The organism is Streptomyces sp. SAT1 (genome assembly GCF_001654495.1).
Lineage (GTDB): Bacteria > Actinomycetota > Actinomycetes > Streptomycetales > Streptomycetaceae > Streptomyces > Streptomyces andamanensis.
The window spans coordinates 3,573,382-3,588,667 of record NZ_CP015849.1; the positions used below are offsets into that span (position 1 = coordinate 3,573,382).

A 15,286-nucleotide genomic window follows, 5' to 3' on the forward strand; every position below is an offset into this window, starting at 1 on the left:
GTGTCCAAACGGGGCGAAAGCCACGGTGAACCTGAGTCCCGTTCCGATTCACCACCCCTGGGTCATCACACGGCGCGATCCGCATTCCTATGATGGGCGCACGACACCGCGGGCCGCTGCGACCAGGCAGTCCGAAGCGGTGCAGACGCGGCGCGATGGTGGAGGGGTCGATGACTCAGGGGGCCGGTCAGGGACCCGAGGTGGAGCGGACGGCGACACTGCGCGACTTCCGCGTGCCCGCGTACATGAACGAGGCCGCTCCGTACCCCCCCGGCGCGCCTCCCGCCGAGAGCGCGCCGCCGCTCGAGGAGGACCGCCCGGCGCCCGAGGAGGGCTACCCGGACGTGTACACGCCGACCCAGCGTGACCTGCCCGTCATCCACCGCGGCGACACGGTCCAGGTGACGGTGGACCCTGTCGCCGCGCAGGCCCCGGCCGGGCCCGGACCGCTGTTCGTCGTCGGCGACGTGCACGGCTATCTCGACCAACTGGTCGCCGCGCTCCAGGAACAGGGACTTGTCGACGCCGCAGGCCAGTGGTGCGCCGGCACCGCGCGGCTGTGGTTCCTCGGCGACTTCACCGACCGCGGCCCGGACGGCATCGGCGTCATCGATCTGGTGATGCGGCTGTCCGCCGAGGCGGCGGCGGCCGGCGGCTACTGCAAGGCCCTCATGGGCAACCACGAGCTTCTGCTGCTGGGTGCCAAGCGGTTCGGCGACACCCCCGTCAACTCCGGTGCGGGCACCGCCACCTTCCAGGCGGCCTGGCTGCTCAACGGCGGCCAGAAGTCCGACATGGACCGCCTCCAGGACCACCACCTGCAGTGGATGGCCCGCCTCGACGCGATGGAGGAGGTCGACGGCTACCTCCTCGTGCACTCCGACACCACCTCCTACCTCGACTACGGCGACTCGATCGAAGCGGTCAACGACACGGTCCACGACACCCTCACGCGCAATGACGCGGACGAGTGCTGGGACCTGTTCCGCAAGTTCACCAAGCGCTTCTCCTTCCGTGACGAGGGCGGCGCCGACGCCGTGCGCTCGCTGCTCGGCACCTACGGCGGCGCCCGCATCGTGCACGGCCACAGCCCCATCCCGTATCTGCTGGGCGAAGTCGGCTCCGAGGACGGCGACGAGACCGCGGGCCCCGTCGTGGAGGGACCGCACGTCTACGCCGAGGGCCTCGCCATCGCCATGGACGGCGGCGTGACGATGGCCGGAAAACTGCTGGTCCAGCAACTTCCGCTGGACTTCTGACCGTTCCACGACGCCCCCGTCGGTGCCGGGCCGGGCCGCAGCCCGGCACGCAATTTGTGGAAACCCCCTGTCACCGCGCACCGTCGCGGCTCTACCATCGGGTTATCCGTAGCAGGCTCCCCTCCGTTTCTGCCCGACGGCTCGCTGTCATGCGAGCCCCAAGCCCTACGGAGCATCGGGGGATGCACATGAACAGCGTTCCGCAGCACCTGCTGAGCGAGGACCGCCGGGAGTACGAGCGGATCCTCGATGAGGCGCTGCGCTCCGCCCCACACCACCTGGAACCGACCGCCGTCGGACAGCGGCTCACCACCGAACAGCTGCGCACCATGGCGCTCAACGCCACCGCTCTGATCACCGCGGCCGCGGCGACCGAGTACCACCACTACGTGACGGTCCGCGAGAAGCTGCGCCGCCCGGCACCGGCCGGGGCACCGGCCGTCCGGGGCCGCGGCACCGCGGAACCGGACCCGGCCGTGACGGAGCTCGCGGCCACCGTCGGCGAGGCCGCGGAGACCGGCGGCGCGGGGGCCGCCGCGGTGGTCGCGGTCCTCGCCCCCGTCCTCGCCGGGATCGCCGCCGCCCTCTTCCTCCTCGTCGGCTACGCCCTGAAGGTGCTCGACCCGGCGCCGGCCTTCGCGCAGAGTCTGGTCACCGTCGGCTGGGTGTTCGGCGCCGTGACCGCGGCGGCCCTCCTGGCGGCCGGTGTGGCACTGCTGGCCACCGCGCTGCGCAACCGGCCCGCACCGGACGCCGGGCCGTACGGCGTCCTCGACGAGGATCTCGCACGGGCCCGGGACGCCTGGCACGACGCCCTGCTCGAACGGGGCCTCCTGCCGTTCCTGCGCGAGGCCCTCGCGGCCTCCGCGGGTGCGGCGCCGCACCGCATGGACCCCGCGGCGCCCAGCGGCCGGATGCCGCACCTGGGCTACGGCCGCCCCGGCTTCAGCAGCCCGGACGACGGTGCCGCCCCGGGCTCCCGTCCGAGCTACTCCAGCCCGGACTTCTCCAGCCCGGACTTCGGGGGTCCGGAACACCGCCCGGAGTGAGCGACCGGACCGGTGCCGGACGGGGACGGGCTCCACCGCCCCCCCCGTCCGGCACCGGCCGCCGTCGGCTGTCACACCGGCTTCACTCCGCGATCGGCAGGTACACCCGGTTGCCCGCGGCGGCGAACTCCTTCGACTTCTGGGCCATGCCCTCCGCGATGTCGGCCTCGGCCCGGCCGGTGCCGTGCTCGCGGCGGATGTCCTGCGAGATCTTCATCGAGCAGAACTTCGGACCGCACATGGAGCAGAAGTGGGCGGTCTTGGCGGGTTCCGCCGGAAGGGTTTCGTCGTGGAACTCCCGGGCCGTGTCCGGGTCGAGGGCCAGATTGAACTGATCCTCCCACCGGAACTCGAACCGGGCGTCGGAGAGCGCGTCGTCCCACTCCTGGGCTCCCGGGTGCCCCTTGGCGAGGTCGGCCGCGTGGGCGGCGATCTTGTAGGTGATGACGCCGGTCTTGACGTCGTCGCGGTTGGGCAGGCCCAGGTGTTCCTTGGGCGTGACGTAGCAGAGCATGGCCGTGCCCCACCAGGCGATCATGGCGGCGCCGATACCGGAGGTGATGTGGTCGTACGCCGGGGCGACGTCCGTCGTCAGCGGTCCGAGCGTATAGAACGGAGCTTCATCGCAGATCTCCTGCTGAAGGTCGATGTTCTCCTTGATCTTGTGCATCGGGACATGTCCCGGGCCCTCGATCATCGTCTGTACGTGGAAACGCTTGGCGATCGTGTTGAGTTCCCCGAGCGTGCGCAGCTCCGCGAACTGTGCCTCGTCGTTGGCGTCCGCGATGGATCCGGGCCTGAGGCCGTCGCCGAGCGAGTACGTGACGTCGTAGGCGGCGAGGATCTCGCAGAGTTCCTCGAAGTTCTCGTAGAGGAACGACTCCCTGTGGTGGGCGAGGCACCAGGCCGCCATGATCGAGCCGCCGCGCGAGACGATGCCGGTCTTGCGGTTCGCGGTCAGCGGCACATACGCGAGGCGTACGCCGGCGTGGACCGTCATATAGTCCACGCCCTGTTCGGCCTGCTCGATGACCGTGTCCTTGTAGACCTCCCAGGTCAGCTCCTCGGCCCTGCCGTCGACCTTCTCCAGGGCCTGGTAGAGCGGCACCGTGCCGATGGGCACGGGGGAGTTGCGCAGCACCCACTCGCGCGTGGTGTGGATGTTGCGGCCGGTGGAGAGGTCCATGACGGTGTCGGCGCCCCAGCGGGTCGCCCACGTCATCTTCTCGACCTCCTCCTCGATCGACGAGGTGACCGCGGAGTTGCCGATGTTGGCGTTGACCTTCACCAGGAACCGCTTGCCGATGATCATCGGCTCGATCTCCGGGTGGTTCACGTTGGCCGGGAGCACCGCACGGCCCGCGGCGATCTCCTCGCGGACGACCTCGGGGGAGACGTTCTCCCGGAGGGCCACGAACTCCATCTCGGGGGTGATCTCCCCGCGGCGCGCATAGGCCAGCTGCGTCACCGCCTCTCCGCCGCGTCCCCGCCGCGGCTGGCGCGGCCGGCCGGGGAACACCGCGTCGAGGTTGCGCAGTCCTCCGCGCGGCGAGGTGTGCTTGATCCCGTCGTCCTCGGGACGGACGGGACGGCCCGCGTACTCCTCGGTGTCGCCGCGGGCGATGATCCAGTTCTCCCGCAGCGGCGGCAGACCGCGCCGGACGTCGGTGTTCACGAGCGGGTCGGTGTACGCGCCCGAGGTGTCGTAGAGGGTGACCGACTCCCCGTTGGTGAGGTGCACCTGACGGACCGGCACCCGCAGGTCGGGGCGGGTGCCCTCGACATACGCCTTGTGCCAGCCGATGGATTTCCCGGCCTCCTGGGACTGTTCGTCCTGGACGGAGGCAGGCGTGCGTGCGTCCTTGTTGGTCATGAGACCTACTCCCTACGCCGGCATTACCCGGTAACAGGTTCGGCGGTCGACGCAGCGGCTTCCGTCCGGCGGCATTTCCCGGGGAACGTCGTACGTTCCACGTGAAACATCGCGAAGACGGAGGTCAGCGCCCTCTCAGCCCGGTGCTCCGAGCTCCCGCGTGTGCAAAGGTGCCTCCACGCTAGCGCCATGTGTGGCGCGGTGAACAGTGGGCCCCCGGCGTTCTTGCGATGATCGGGCGGTGACCACGACGCAGCAGTTCCCCCATCCGCCGCCGGAACCACGCCCCGGTCCCGAGTCCGGGCACGGCCATGGGTCCGGACACGGTCACGGGCATGCGCACAGCCACGGTCACGGCCCGGCCGCGCCGGTCTCGCAGCACCTCCGCAAGATCATCGCTGCGGTCCTGGTCCCATTCGCCGCCGCCGTGGTGGTCGGGCTCGTCGTGCTCTGGCCCGGCGGCGCCCCCGCGCACCAGCGCACCGGCGTGGGCTTCGACCGGCAGACGCAGCAGGCAACGGTCACCCAGGTGGTGGCGGTGAGCTGCAAGGCGGTGAACACCTCCGGCGACACACCGACCGGCGACACCTCCACCGCCGAGGGCGCCTCCGCCCAGGCGCAGGCGTCCGGCACCTGCAAGAAGGCCACGATCCGCGTCGACACCGGCAAGGACAAGGGCCGTGCCTTCACCGAGATCGTGCAGCCGGACCAGTCACGGCAGTTGCACCGGGGCGAGAAGGTCGTGGCCGCCTACGAGCCCGCCGCGCCGAGGGAGTTGCAGTACTCGGTCACGGATGTGAGCCGCGGCTTCCCCATGGCGCTGCTGGCCGGGATCTTCGCACTCGCCGTCGTGGTCGTCGGGCGGATGCGCGGGGTCATGGCGCTGGTCGCGCTGGCCATCAGCTTCGTGGTGCTGGACCTCTTCATCCTGCCCGCGATCCTGCAAGGGTCGAATCCGCTGGTCGTGGCCGTGGTGGGAGCCAGCGCGATCATGCTGATCGCGCTGTACATGTGCCACGGCCTGTCCGCCCGTACCTCGGTGGCCGTGCTCGGCACGCTGGTCTCGCTGGTGTTGATCGGCGTCCTGGGTTCGCTGTTCATCGGCTGGGCGTCGCTCACCGGCAACACCGATGACAACACCGGACTGATCCATGGCCTGTATCCGTCGATCGACATGAGCGGCCTGCTGCTCGCCGGGGTGATCATCGGGTCGCTCGGTGTCCTCGACGACGTGACGGTCACGCAGACGTCGGCGGTCTGGGAACTGCACGAGGCCAATCCGGCGCTGGGCTGGCGGGGGCTGTACCGCGCGGGCATCCGGATCGGGCGCGACCACATCGCGTCCGTCGTCAACACCCTGGTCCTGGCCTACGCGGGCGCGGCGCTGCCGCTGCTGCTGCTCTTCTCGATCGCGCAGAGCAGCGTGGGGACGGTGGCCACCAGCGAACTCGTCGCCGAGGAGATCGTGCGCACGCTCGTGGGCTCGATCGGCCTGGTCGCCTCGGTGCCGGTCACCACGGCGCTGGCGGCTCTCGTCGTCTCGGTCGACCGGCCGCAGCCGGTGTCCGCCCCCGCCGCGGCGGGGCTGCCCGCACCGGCTCGCGGGGGCCGGGGCAGGCGCCGCAAACGGTGATCCGCCCCGGGGCGGGAGCATGGCCCGCAGGGACGGCGAAAGGGTCACGGACCGTGTGGTGAAGCGTTACTCCTCCGCACACGCTCGGTTGCGGAAACGCTTCATCCCGCGTTCTGCTCTTCCGCCAGGATGCGGTCCAGGGCTTCGTCGAGATGCGCGTCAAAGTCCTCCAGAGCGCCTTCCTGGCCCAGCGGGACCAGTTTGTCCGTGCGGTCGAGGAACGCCACCAGCGGTGCGGTGGAGGACCGGAACAGCGCCCGGTCGGCGCCGACCTGAAGGCGGATCAGCACCTCGGCCAGCTCCTCGTTGTCGGCGGGACCGATGCGCACATCGCCGTCGCCGCACGGCCTGCCCACCCCGTCGACCAGCAGTTCCCGGCCGAAGGCCCAGGTGACGGGGGCATCGCCGGGCAAATGGAAGGTCAGCCGTACGGCATAGGGATCACGGGTCTCGTACCGCAGTTCCACCGGAATGCGGAAGGAGAGCTCCTCGGACACGAGAAAGCTCATCATGACCTCTGCCTGTACGGACTCGCGCATCGCTACCCCGTCATCTGCCGTCGACTGGCCGGGAATGGTCCCCTTGATACTGGTGGCATCTTGCTGAACGTATATGGCAGATCACAAGGAGTGAGTTTTCAGATACTGATAGCGAGCGCGAGGGAGCCGACACGCCGTCCCACCTCGGCCTGGAGCTGCCGCGCCGCGGGCAGCAGGCGGTCGGCCTGGTGCGCGGGGAGCGACAGCGCCATCGTGGCGGCCGTGGCCCCCACAGTGATCGGCACGGCCGCGCAGACCGTCCCCAGCGCGTACTCCTGGCGTTCCGTCACCGGCTGCATCCTGGGCATCCGTTCGAGCCGCCGCAGCAGGGTGTGGTCGTCACGGACGGTGTACGGCGTGATGGACCGCGCCGGATAGCGGGACAGATGGTCCCGGCGGGCGTTCCCGTCCAGCTGGGACAGCAGGCACTGGCCGATCGCGTGCGCGTGCCCGGTCTCCCGGAAGTCCGCCCACTCCTGGACGGCCGGGTTCGCCGGGGTGTCGGAGACGCACACCACCTCGATCTCACCGTCCCGGTACATCGCGTAATACACCGGGACGCCGATCAGATCACGCCATTGTGCGAGCGAGTCGACGACCGTGCTGCGACGTTTCTGCGCCGCTCCGCTGCTGCTGAGCCGCTCGGCCGCGGCCCCGAGAAAGAACAGCCCGCGGTCGCGGTACAGATAGCCCTCGTGGACCAGGGTGCGCAGCAGGTGGTAGGCGGTGGGGAGGGCGAGGCCGGTCTCCCGGGCCAGCTGTTTGGCCGGGGCACCGTGCTCGTGCCCCGCGACGGTCTCCAGCAGGCGCATCGCGCGCTGCACGGATCCGATGAGGGTCTGCCCCGCCGGGGCGGGCGGCCGCTGCTGCTCCGGCACACCGACGCGCGGACGCTCCACCGCGGGCGCGGAGCGCGGCTGCGCGGGAAGCCCGGTGGAACCGGACGGCGCCCGGGGGCCCGGGGGCGCGTGCGGTTCTGCGGGTGCGGTGTCAACCGTGGCCAAGGGTCACTCCCGTAGCGCGAGGGGCAGCCCGTGCGGAGGACACGGGTGGGGGAACGCTGCCCGCGGGGGCCGGCCCCCGCGTCGATTCCCGGACCCTATCCGCCTGTCACCGCTCCAGGACGGCCTGTCCGGAAAACTTCCCTCCCGCGGGGGACCCGGCGACGCCCCTCACGGGTCACCGGTGTCCCCTGAGGCTCACCAGTCGCCGCGCGACGACGAACTCGACATGAACTTCCGCACGATGTAGATCAGACCGCCGATCAGCGCCACGAAGATCAGCAGCTTGAACAGCAGACCGATCACGAAGCCGACGACCGTCGCTATCAGGCTGCCGAAGACGACCAGGGCGATGACCGGCACCGCGATCCACTTCACCCACCACGGCAGTCCCGTGAAGACTTCTCGCATTGCCCTCGTCCTTACCTCTCCGCCGGCCCAGCGCCGGGTGCTCGATGGCCCGCACCGTCCGGTGCCGGGACCTGTCGTACGTCCTGCTTCGATGCTAGGGCCGATGCGGGCCCGGACGGGGCTTCCGCATCCCTTGTCCTCCCCTGACCGTTCCCCTAGGGAACCCTGAGACGGCGCCTCACGCTTCCGGCGGAGAGAACACCACGAGGACCCGCAGATCCTCGCTGATGTGGTGGAACTTGTGGGCGACTCCGGCCGGTACGTACACCACGCTGCCGCGCGCCACCTCGGTCGTCTCCAGGCCCACCGTCAGGGAGGCGCGGCCGCTCACGACGAAGTACACCTCGTCCTGGCGGTGCGGGTTCTGCGGGTCGTGGCCGCCCGCGTCCAGCGCGTACAGGCCGACGGACATGTTCCGCTCCCGCAGGAACTGCAGGTACGCGCCGTCGTTGGCGGCCCGCTCCGCCTCCAGTTCGTCCAGCCGGAATGCCTTCATCACCCTCGCCCGTGTTCGTGGCCGATCTCGTCTGCCACGATCAGACACATGAAGAATTTCGTAGTCAAGACGATCGCCAACGCAGGCGCCCTGGCCGTCGCCGTCTGGCTGCTCGACAAGATCACACTGACCGGGGACAACACGGCCAAGGAGGTCGGCACCCTCATCGGTGTCGCGCTGGTGTTCGGGCTGGTCAACTTCCTGGTCAAACCGGTGGTGAAGGTGCTGACCTTCCCGCTGTTCATCCTGACGCTGGGCCTGATCACCCTCGTCGTCAACGCGCTGATGCTGCTGCTGACGTCCTGGGTCTGCGACAAGGTCGACCTGAGCTTCCATGTCGAGGGCTTCTGGACCGCCGTCCTCGGCGGGCTGATCATCTCGGTCGTCTCCTGGGCGCTGCACATGGTCCTGCCGGACGAGGACTGAGCGGGTGCCGGACCGCCGCGTCCCTCGCCGCGGAGGATGCGGTACCGGCCCGGCTGCGGTGTCCTGAGAGGGTGGTTACGGCGAGCCACAGTCTGCTTGCCACGGCGAGAGAGCATGTGAAGGGACGGGCGGCATGGACGATTCCGCTGCGGGCGGCGAAAACGGTGGGCGCGGGGTCGCCCGTACGCCCGTCGGTGACGGCACACGCGCCGTCCGGGCCGGACTCCCCGAGCCGGTCAAGCACGAACCCACGCTCCCCGGACCGGTGTTCGCCGCCCACTTCCATCTGCCCGGCGACCCGACCGGGCCGTACACCTACGGCCGCGACGAGAACCCGACCTGGACCCTGCTCGAACGCGCCATCGGCGAGCTGGAGGCGCCCGGCGCGCAGGGCGTGGACGGTGTCGAGACCCTGGTGTTCGCCTCCGGCATGGCGGCCGTCTCCTCGGTGCTCTTCTCCCAGCTGAGCGCGGGCGACGCGGTGGTCCTGCCCGACGACGGCTACCAGGCACTGCCCCTGGTGCGCGACCAACTGGAGGCGTACGGCATCGAGGTGCGCACCGCGCCGACCGGCGGGGACGCCCAGCTGGAGGTGCTGGACGGCGCGCGGCTGCTGTGGATCGAGTCCCCCTCGAACCCCGGGCTCGACGTGTGTGACATCCGGCGCCTGGCCGAGGCGGCGCACGCGCGGGGCGCCCTGGTCGCCGTGGACAACACCCTCGCCACCCCGCTGGGGCAGCGGCCCCTGGACCTGGGCGCCGACTTCTCCGTGGCCAGTGGCACCAAGCAGCTCACCGGGCACGGCGACATCCTGCTGGGCTATGTCACCGGCCGGGACCGGCCGGCCATGGCCGCCGTCCGCCGCTGGCGGAAGATCGTCGGAGCCATCCCCGGCCCGATGGAGGCGTGGCTCGCACACCGCTCGATCGCGACCCTGCAACTGCGCGTCGCCCGGCAGAACACCTCCGCGCTGGCCGTCGCCGAAGCGCTGCGCGGGCGCCCCGAGGTGACGGGGCTGCGTTACCCGGGGCTGCCCGACGACCCCGCCCACGCGATCGCCTCGCGGCAGATGCGGCGCTTCGGGTGCGTGGTCTCCTTCGTGCTGCCCACGCGCGCGCGGGCCGAGCGGTTCCTCGACGCGCTGCGGCTCGTGGACGACGCGACGAGCTTCGGCGGAGTGCGCTCCACCGCCGAGCGGCGCGGGCGCTGGGGCGGTGACGCGGTCCCGGAGGGCTTCATCCGGCTGTCCGTCGGCGCGGAGGACCCTGCTGACCTGGTGGCGGACGTCCTGCGGGCGCTGGACGCGTCGGCGCACTGACGGCAGGTGCGGCGGGCGGTCCGAACCTCCCCCCCTCGTGGCTCGGACCGCCCTCGGTTCCGCGCGCGAAGAACCGCCCGAACAAGGCTAGTTGACTCTGAGTCAGTGTCCAATCACCGTAGCGACAGGGGCCTATCGACATATTTATAGTGGGGCGGCCGGGGGCTGGACGGGGGCACCGAGAGGGGAGGGCGTTCCGTGGACCTGGCGTTGCTGCGCACCTTTGTGACCGTGCACCGGGCCGGCTCCTTCACCCGGGCGGCAGCGCTGCTCGGCCTCTCCCAGCCGGCCGTCACCTCCCAGATCCGCACACTGGAGCGGCAATTGGGACGGCCCCTGTTCCTGCGCCAGGCCCGCGGCGTGACACCGACGTCCATCGGGGAGGAACTCGCCCACAAGGCCGCTCCGCATCTGGACGCGCTGGTGGAGATCGCCGAGGCGGGCCTCGACGAGGAGTCCTCCTTGCGGACGCTGCATCTGGCCGGGCCCCCGGAGTTCACCGCCGAGCGGGCACTGCCCGCACTGAGCGAGCTGACCGGGTACGAGGGCCAGGGCTTCGCATTGCGCGCCTCGTTCGGAACCGCCGAGGAAGCTCTGGAGGGGCTGTCCGCCGGTCATCACGACCTGGTCATCAGCACGGCCCAGCCGCGTGGCGCGCTGCTCACGGCGACGGCGCTGTGCGACGAGGAGCACGTCCTGGTCGCCGCTCCGCGCTGGGCCGACGGCAACGGCTCCGTCCGGCGCGCGGGCAGGAAGGCGCCCGCCCCGGAGGACGTCCCGGTGATCGAGGTCCATGAGTCGCTGCCGTTCGTCTCCCGCTACTGGGCCTCGGTGTTCGACACCCCGCCGACCGGCTCCGGCACGGTGATCGTCGCCGACCTGCGAGCGGTGCTCGCCTGCGCGGTGGCGGGCGCGGGGCTCGCGGTGCTGCCCCGCTATCTGTGCGCCGCGGCCCTGGAGCGCGGGGACGTGGTGGCACTGCACGAGCCGGCGGTGCCGCCGCTGCGGACGTACTTCCTGGTGATTCGGACCGGCACCATGGCCATGCCGCACATCGCGCGAGCTCATGACTGGCTGCTGCGCGCGGCCGCCGACTGGTGCTGAGGACGTCAGGGGGCATCGCGGCACAACAGCGGCGATGACGTCCCGCGATGTTTCACGTGGAACCAGCGGGGCCACATTTCTCCCATGACCGTCCGACCCGTGGTCAAGCGCACCGCCCGAGCCGTTCTCCTCGACGGTGACGACCTGATCCTGATCAAGCGCACCAAACCAGGTGTCGATCCCTACTGGGTCACGCCCGGCGGCGGGGTCGAACCGGACGACACCACCGTCGTCGAAGCCCTGCACCGCGAGGTCCATGAGGAGCTGGGCGCCAAGATCGTCGACGTGGTCCCCTGCTTCGTGGACACCGTCGAGCACATCGGTGCGGACGGCGGCGCGACCGGAGTGAAGGTGCAGTACTTCTTCGTGTGCCGTCTGGAGTCGATGGACCCGTCCCTGCGGCACGGACCAGAGGTGGACGAGCCCTCCGGCGAGTACGAGATCGTACGGGTGCCGTTCACCCGGGTCGGCATCGCCTCGGTCCACCTCGTCCCCTTGTCGCTGAGGCACTACCTCGACGGGAACATCGAGGGCGTCCGGGCCTTGCACACGCCGGATCTGGGCTGAGCACGAGAACCCCGGCCGTGCCGCGCGGTCACGTTTCACGTGAAACACCCCAACAGCCCCGATCCTGGCGGGACCCCATCGGCCAGCGATTCGTCCTCCACACCCGCACCCGGCCCGTGACGTGGCCAAAAGCACGTACGTCTCTCACGAAACAAGTGGACGCCGACGACATCCATCGGACAGCCTGACCTGCGTGTCGACTCCTTCCCCCGCCGCGTGGCCCATTCGCCCTCTGACGCGCCGTGACCTCACCGCCTGCGCCGACCTTTCCGAGAACCGGGGCTGGCCACGGGAGGAACACAAATGGGGCCTCCTCCTCTCCGCCGGGAAGGGGTACGGCATCGACGACCCCGACGGGGGACTGGTGGCGGCCTGCGTCGTCACCGGGTACGGGCCGCAGGACGGACCGGACCTCGCTGCCGTCGGCATGGTCCTGGTCGCCGAGCGCCATGCACGCCGCGGCATCGGCCGCCGGCTGATGCGGCACATCGTCACCGCGGCGGGCACCACACCGCTGACCCTCTACGCCACTCCGAACGGCCGTCCACTGTACGAGGAGCTCGGCTTCAAGGTCATCGGCCGCTCCGAGATGGTGCGCGGACGATTCTCACCGGAGCCCCGGCCTGAAGGCCCCGCCACCCGTCCGGCCTCCGCCGAGGACCTCGCCGCGATCCTGCGGCTGGACGAGGAGGTGTTCGGCGCCGACCGGACCCCGATCATCACCCGGCTGCCCGCGTTCGCCGACCAGTTCCGGGTGGCCGAGGAGAACGGCCGGCTCATCGGCTACGCCGCTGCCTGGCCGAACATGGACACGCACGTGGTGGGCCCGCTGATCGCCCGGGACACCGAGACCGCGAAGGCCCTCATCGCGTCTCTCGCCGCCCACACCGACCGCCCCCTGCGCACCGACATCGACGTGCGCCACGAGGAGCTGCGGGAGTGGGCCGCACAGCGCGGACTGGCCTCCGTCTCCTTCAACTCCGTCATGACGTACGGGATCCCCGAGCTGCCCGGGGACGGCGCGCGCCGGTTCGCTCCGCTGACCGTAGCGGCGGGCTGAGCGGCCTGATCCTCCGTGACGCCTCAGCGCCGGACTCCGTCCCCGAGCGGGACGGAGTCCGGCGTTCATTCCCGTGCGGCCGGTGTCAGACGAGCCGCTCCAGCGCGGCGACGGCGAAGCCATGATCCTGTTCCGGCGCTCCGCCGCCGACCCCGATCGCTCCGACCAGGCGGCCGTCACGGTGCACGGGTACGCCGCCCGCGATGAACAGCAGTGGCCGGTCCAGTGCCGTGGGCAGCGTGTGGAAGGGGGCGCCCGGCTGCACGGCGTCGACGAGTTCGGCCGTGGCGGAGTCCAGCTGAAGGGCTGTGTACGCCTTGCGGGTGCTGGTCTCCCCGGAGATCAGGACGGCCCGGTCGTCACGGCGGAAGGCGAGCAGATGACCGCCCGCGTCCAGCACGGTGACGCTGACGGCGACACCGGCCGCCTCGGCGGCGCGATGGGCCGCGGTGACCAGGGTCTCGGCGTCCTGGATGGTCAGCGGGGCGACGGCGTGGATGGTGCTCATCTGAGGGTTCTCCTGGTGGGTGGTGCCATGGGCGGGAGTGCCGTGGGCGGGGACGGTGCAGCCCCGGGGACGCCAGGGGCGGACGGTGCCGTGAGCTGCCACGGGCCGGGTGGGAGGGCGGTGATCTGGGCGGTGCGGCGTCGGCGCCGGCTCCGCGGCGCCCGGTCGTCCCGGGTCAGTGGTGGACGGGGGCCGGGCGCTCCGCCGGGGCCGACCCGGTGACGACCGTGCCGGAGGCGCTGTCCCGGCGTTCCAGCGCGGCGGAGACGACGGCGAGCACCAGGGCGCCCGCCGCGAGTGCGGCGCCGACCCAGTTGGGCGCGGTGTAGCCGAAGCCGGCGGCGATGACCAGTCCGCCGATCCACGCGGACAGGGCGTTGCCGAGGTTGAAGGCGCCGATGTTCACGGCCGAGGCCAGGGTCGGGGCGCCGTGCGCCTGGTCGAGGACGCGCTTCTGCAGCGGCGGTACGGTCGCGAAGCCGAGGGCGCCGATGAGGACGATGGTCACGGCCGCCGCGATCTTGTTGTGCGCGGTGACGGTGAAGAGCGCCAGGACCAGGGCGAGGGCGCCCAGGGAGACGTACAGCAGGGGCATCAGGGCGCGGTCGGCGAACCGGCCACCGACGAGGTTGCCCCCGACCATGCCGAGACCGAAGAGGACGAGCAGCCAGGTGACGGAGCTGTCCGAGAAGCCGGCGACACGGGTCATCATCGGTGCGATGTAGGTGATGGCGGCGAAGACACCGCCGAAGCCGAGCACGGTCATCGCCATGGCCAGCAGCACCTGGGCGTTCTTGAAGGCGGCGAGTTCGTGGCGCAGGCGGACGCCCTGGGGCCGGGGCAGGTCGGGGACGAGCCGCGCGATGCCGACCAGGCCGACGACGCCGAGGGCGGCGACCGCGGCGAAGGTGACGCGCCAGCCCGCGGACTGCCCGATCAGGGTCCCCAGGGGTACGCCGACGACGTTGGCGACCGTGAGACCGGTGAACATCATCGCGATGGCCCCGGCGCGCTTGCCGGGGGCGACCAGCCCCGCCGCGACCACCGAGCCGATGCCGAAGAAGGCGCCGTGGGCCAGCGAGGCGACCACCCGGCCGATCAGCATGACGGAGAAGGAGGGGGCCAGCGCCGAGAGCAGGTTCCCGGCGACGAACAGGCCCATCAGCAGCATCAGCATCCGCTTGCGGGAGATCTTGGTGCCCAGAACGGTCATCAGGGGGGCGCCGAGCATGACGCCGAGGGCGTAGCCGGTCACGAGGAGACCCGCTGTGGGGATGGAGACCCCGAAGTCGCCCGCGACCTCGGGCAGCAAGCCCATGATCACGAACTCGGTCGTGCCGATCCCGAAGGCCCCGATCGCGAGGGCCAGAAGCGCGAGAGGCATGGGGAGGAACCTTCCCAGAAGATTGCAGGAGCGCTTTACGTTCGCTGACAATAGTTGCAGACGCGGGTTAATGGCAAGCGATGGCAATTGCGCCACTGCTCTATCCTGGAAACAGCCACCCAGGGATGGAGGGACAACGCCCATGACAGCGACGGATCCGGCGCTCACCGCGCTCGCCCAGGGCTGGTGCGCCCTCTCCCTGCTGCACGGCAGGATCGAGACGCACATCGAGCGCGCCCTCCAGACGGGACACGAGCTGAGCGTGCGCGAATACTCCCTGCTCGACGTGCTCAGCCGGCAGCACGACGGCGAGGGCGGCCATCTGCAGATGAAGCAGGTCGCCGACGCTGTCGTCCTGAGCCAGAGCGCCACCACCCGGCTCGTCACCCGGCTGGAGGACCGTGGCCTGCTGGAGCGGTACCTGTGCCCGACCGACCGCCGCGGCATCTACACCAACGTCACCCCGGCGGGCCTCCAGCTCCTGGAGGAGGCCAGGCCGACGAACGACACCGCTCTGCGGGAGGCGCTCGACGAGGCCGCGCAGAAACCGGAACTGGCCCCGCTGGTGCGCGTCGTGGAGTCGCTGCACGCCCCCGCCCCGGCTCCGGCGCCCGCGTAGACCCTGGCGCCCCGCGTTCATCGTCTCCGCCTAGGCTTC

General features: G+C 70.9%; 16 protein-coding genes. 9 read left to right on the top strand and 7 right to left on the bottom strand.

Annotated features, from left to right (window positions below):
• Nucleotides 1-155: 155 nt before the first annotated feature.
• Together A8713_RS15495 and A8713_RS15500 are read left to right on the top strand one after the other, a co-directional pair.
• On the top strand, nt 156-1,259 hold the full coding sequence (locus A8713_RS15495) for a metallophosphoesterase (protein WP_107440644.1): 1,104 nt from the start codon (nt 156-158) through the stop codon (nt 1,257-1,259).
• Between the two features lie 182 nt (nt 1,260-1,441).
• Nucleotides 1,442-2,308: a hypothetical protein gene (locus A8713_RS15500; protein ID WP_064534026.1), complete on the top strand. Its 867-nt coding sequence runs from the start codon at nt 1,442-1,444 to the stop codon at nt 2,306-2,308.
• An 82-nt stretch (nt 2,309-2,390) separates the two neighbouring features.
• Here A8713_RS15500 and thiC read toward each other — a convergent pair whose 3' ends face one another.
• Nucleotides 2,391-4,181, bottom strand: coding sequence for a phosphomethylpyrimidine synthase ThiC (gene thiC / locus A8713_RS15505; protein ID WP_064534027.1), 1,791 nt, complete (start codon nt 4,179-4,181; stop codon nt 2,391-2,393).
• Between the two features lie 241 nt (nt 4,182-4,422).
• Between thiC and A8713_RS15510 the strand changes: the two genes are divergently transcribed.
• Nucleotides 4,423-5,814, top strand: coding sequence for a YibE/F family protein (locus A8713_RS15510; protein ID WP_064534028.1), 1,392 nt, complete (start codon nt 4,423-4,425; stop codon nt 5,812-5,814).
• 101 nt (nt 5,815-5,915) lie between these two features.
• Here the strand turns inward: A8713_RS15510 and A8713_RS15515 are convergent, their stop codons facing one another.
• The 4 genes from A8713_RS15515 to A8713_RS15530 all read right to left on the bottom strand — a co-directional run bounded on the left by A8713_RS15515 (nt 5,916) and on the right by A8713_RS15530 (nt 8,261).
• Nucleotides 5,916-6,353: an SsgA family sporulation/cell division regulator gene (locus tag A8713_RS15515; protein WP_064534029.1), complete on the bottom strand. Its 438-nt coding sequence runs from the start codon at nt 6,351-6,353 to the stop codon at nt 5,916-5,918.
• Between the two features lie 98 nt (nt 6,354-6,451).
• Nucleotides 6,452-7,231: an IclR family transcriptional regulator gene (locus A8713_RS15520; protein ID WP_079158977.1), complete on the bottom strand. Its 780-nt coding sequence runs from the start codon at nt 7,229-7,231 to the stop codon at nt 6,452-6,454.
• A 321-nt stretch (nt 7,232-7,552) separates the two neighbouring features.
• Nucleotides 7,553-7,765, bottom strand: coding sequence for a DUF5326 family protein (locus tag A8713_RS15525; protein WP_018566258.1), 213 nt, complete (start codon nt 7,763-7,765; stop codon nt 7,553-7,555).
• 178 nt (nt 7,766-7,943) lie between these two features.
• Nucleotides 7,944-8,261, bottom strand: a complete 318-nt coding sequence (locus tag A8713_RS15530; RefSeq protein ID WP_018566257.1) for a cupin domain-containing protein — start codon at nt 8,259-8,261, stop codon at nt 7,944-7,946.
• Between the two features lie 48 nt (nt 8,262-8,309).
• Between A8713_RS15530 and A8713_RS15535 the strand changes: the two genes are divergently transcribed.
• The 5 genes from A8713_RS15535 to A8713_RS15555 all read left to right on the top strand — a co-directional run bounded on the left by A8713_RS15535 (nt 8,310) and on the right by A8713_RS15555 (nt 12,736).
• Entirely contained in the window at nt 8,310-8,687 is a 378-nt protein-coding gene (locus tag A8713_RS15535) for a phage holin family protein (RefSeq protein WP_018566256.1), read from the top strand.
• Between the two features lie 133 nt (nt 8,688-8,820).
• On the top strand, nt 8,821-10,005 hold the full coding sequence (locus A8713_RS15540) for a cystathionine gamma-lyase (RefSeq protein WP_064534030.1): 1,185 nt from the start codon (nt 8,821-8,823) through the stop codon (nt 10,003-10,005).
• 198 nt (nt 10,006-10,203) lie between these two features.
• Nucleotides 10,204-11,109, top strand: coding sequence for a LysR family transcriptional regulator (locus A8713_RS15545; protein ID WP_064534031.1), 906 nt, complete (start codon nt 10,204-10,206; stop codon nt 11,107-11,109).
• An 84-nt stretch (nt 11,110-11,193) separates the two neighbouring features.
• Complete coding sequence (locus tag A8713_RS15550; RefSeq protein WP_064534032.1) at nt 11,194-11,676, top strand: NUDIX domain-containing protein; 483 nt, start codon at nt 11,194-11,196, stop codon at nt 11,674-11,676.
• Nucleotides 11,677-11,869: 193 nt separating this feature from the next.
• Entirely contained in the window at nt 11,870-12,736 is an 867-nt protein-coding gene (locus tag A8713_RS15555; RefSeq protein WP_064534033.1) for a GNAT family N-acetyltransferase, read from the top strand.
• A gap of 85 nt (nt 12,737-12,821) precedes the next feature.
• Here A8713_RS15555 and A8713_RS15560 read toward each other — a convergent pair whose 3' ends face one another.
• Both A8713_RS15560 and A8713_RS15565 read right to left on the bottom strand, forming a co-directional pair.
• The gene (locus tag A8713_RS15560; RefSeq protein WP_064534034.1) at nt 12,822-13,244 is read right to left on the bottom strand and encodes a GlcG/HbpS family heme-binding protein; all 423 of its coding nucleotides are present in this window, start codon (nt 13,242-13,244) and stop codon (nt 12,822-12,824) included.
• Between the two features lie 175 nt (nt 13,245-13,419).
• Nucleotides 13,420-14,628, bottom strand: a complete 1,209-nt coding sequence (locus A8713_RS15565) for an MFS transporter (RefSeq protein WP_064534035.1) — start codon at nt 14,626-14,628, stop codon at nt 13,420-13,422.
• A gap of 142 nt (nt 14,629-14,770) precedes the next feature.
• Between A8713_RS15565 and A8713_RS15570 the strand changes: the two genes are divergently transcribed.
• Entirely contained in the window at nt 14,771-15,247 is a 477-nt protein-coding gene (locus tag A8713_RS15570) for a MarR family winged helix-turn-helix transcriptional regulator (RefSeq protein WP_064534036.1), read from the top strand.
• The last annotated feature ends 39 nt before the right edge of the window (nt 15,248-15,286 follow it).

What these genes read in the sequence shown, in the direction of transcription:
- A8713_RS15535 (WP_018566256.1), top strand. Translation starts at nt 8,310, where the DNA reads ATGAAGAATTTCGTAGTCAAGACGATCGCCAACGCAGGCGCCCTGGCC.
- A8713_RS15570 (WP_064534036.1), top strand. Translation starts at nt 14,771, where the DNA reads ATGACAGCGACGGATCCGGCGCTCACCGCGCTCGCCCAGGGCTGGTGC.
- A8713_RS15500 (WP_064534026.1), top strand. Translation starts at nt 1,442, where the DNA reads ATGCACATGAACAGCGTTCCGCAGCACCTGCTGAGCGAGGACCGCCGG.
- A8713_RS15565 (WP_064534035.1), bottom strand. Translation starts at nt 14,628, where the DNA reads ATGCCTCTCGCGCTTCTGGCCCTCGCGATCGGGGCCTTCGGGATCGGC.
- A8713_RS15560 (WP_064534034.1), bottom strand. Translation starts at nt 13,244, where the DNA reads ATGAGCACCATCCACGCCGTCGCCCCGCTGACCATCCAGGACGCCGAG.
- A8713_RS15525 (WP_018566258.1), bottom strand. Translation starts at nt 7,765, where the DNA reads ATGCGAGAAGTCTTCACGGGACTGCCGTGGTGGGTGAAGTGGATCGCG.
- A8713_RS15530 (WP_018566257.1), bottom strand. Translation starts at nt 8,261, where the DNA reads ATGAAGGCATTCCGGCTGGACGAACTGGAGGCGGAGCGGGCCGCCAAC.
- A8713_RS15550 (WP_064534032.1), top strand. Translation starts at nt 11,194, where the DNA reads ATGACCGTCCGACCCGTGGTCAAGCGCACCGCCCGAGCCGTTCTCCTC.
- A8713_RS15515 (WP_064534029.1), bottom strand. Translation starts at nt 6,353, where the DNA reads ATGCGCGAGTCCGTACAGGCAGAGGTCATGATGAGCTTTCTCGTGTCC.
- A8713_RS15540 (WP_064534030.1), top strand. Translation starts at nt 8,821, where the DNA reads ATGGACGATTCCGCTGCGGGCGGCGAAAACGGTGGGCGCGGGGTCGCC.
- A8713_RS15495 (WP_107440644.1), top strand. Translation starts at nt 156, where the DNA reads ATGGTGGAGGGGTCGATGACTCAGGGGGCCGGTCAGGGACCCGAGGTG.
- thiC (WP_064534027.1), bottom strand. Translation starts at nt 4,181, where the DNA reads ATGACCAACAAGGACGCACGCACGCCTGCCTCCGTCCAGGACGAACAG.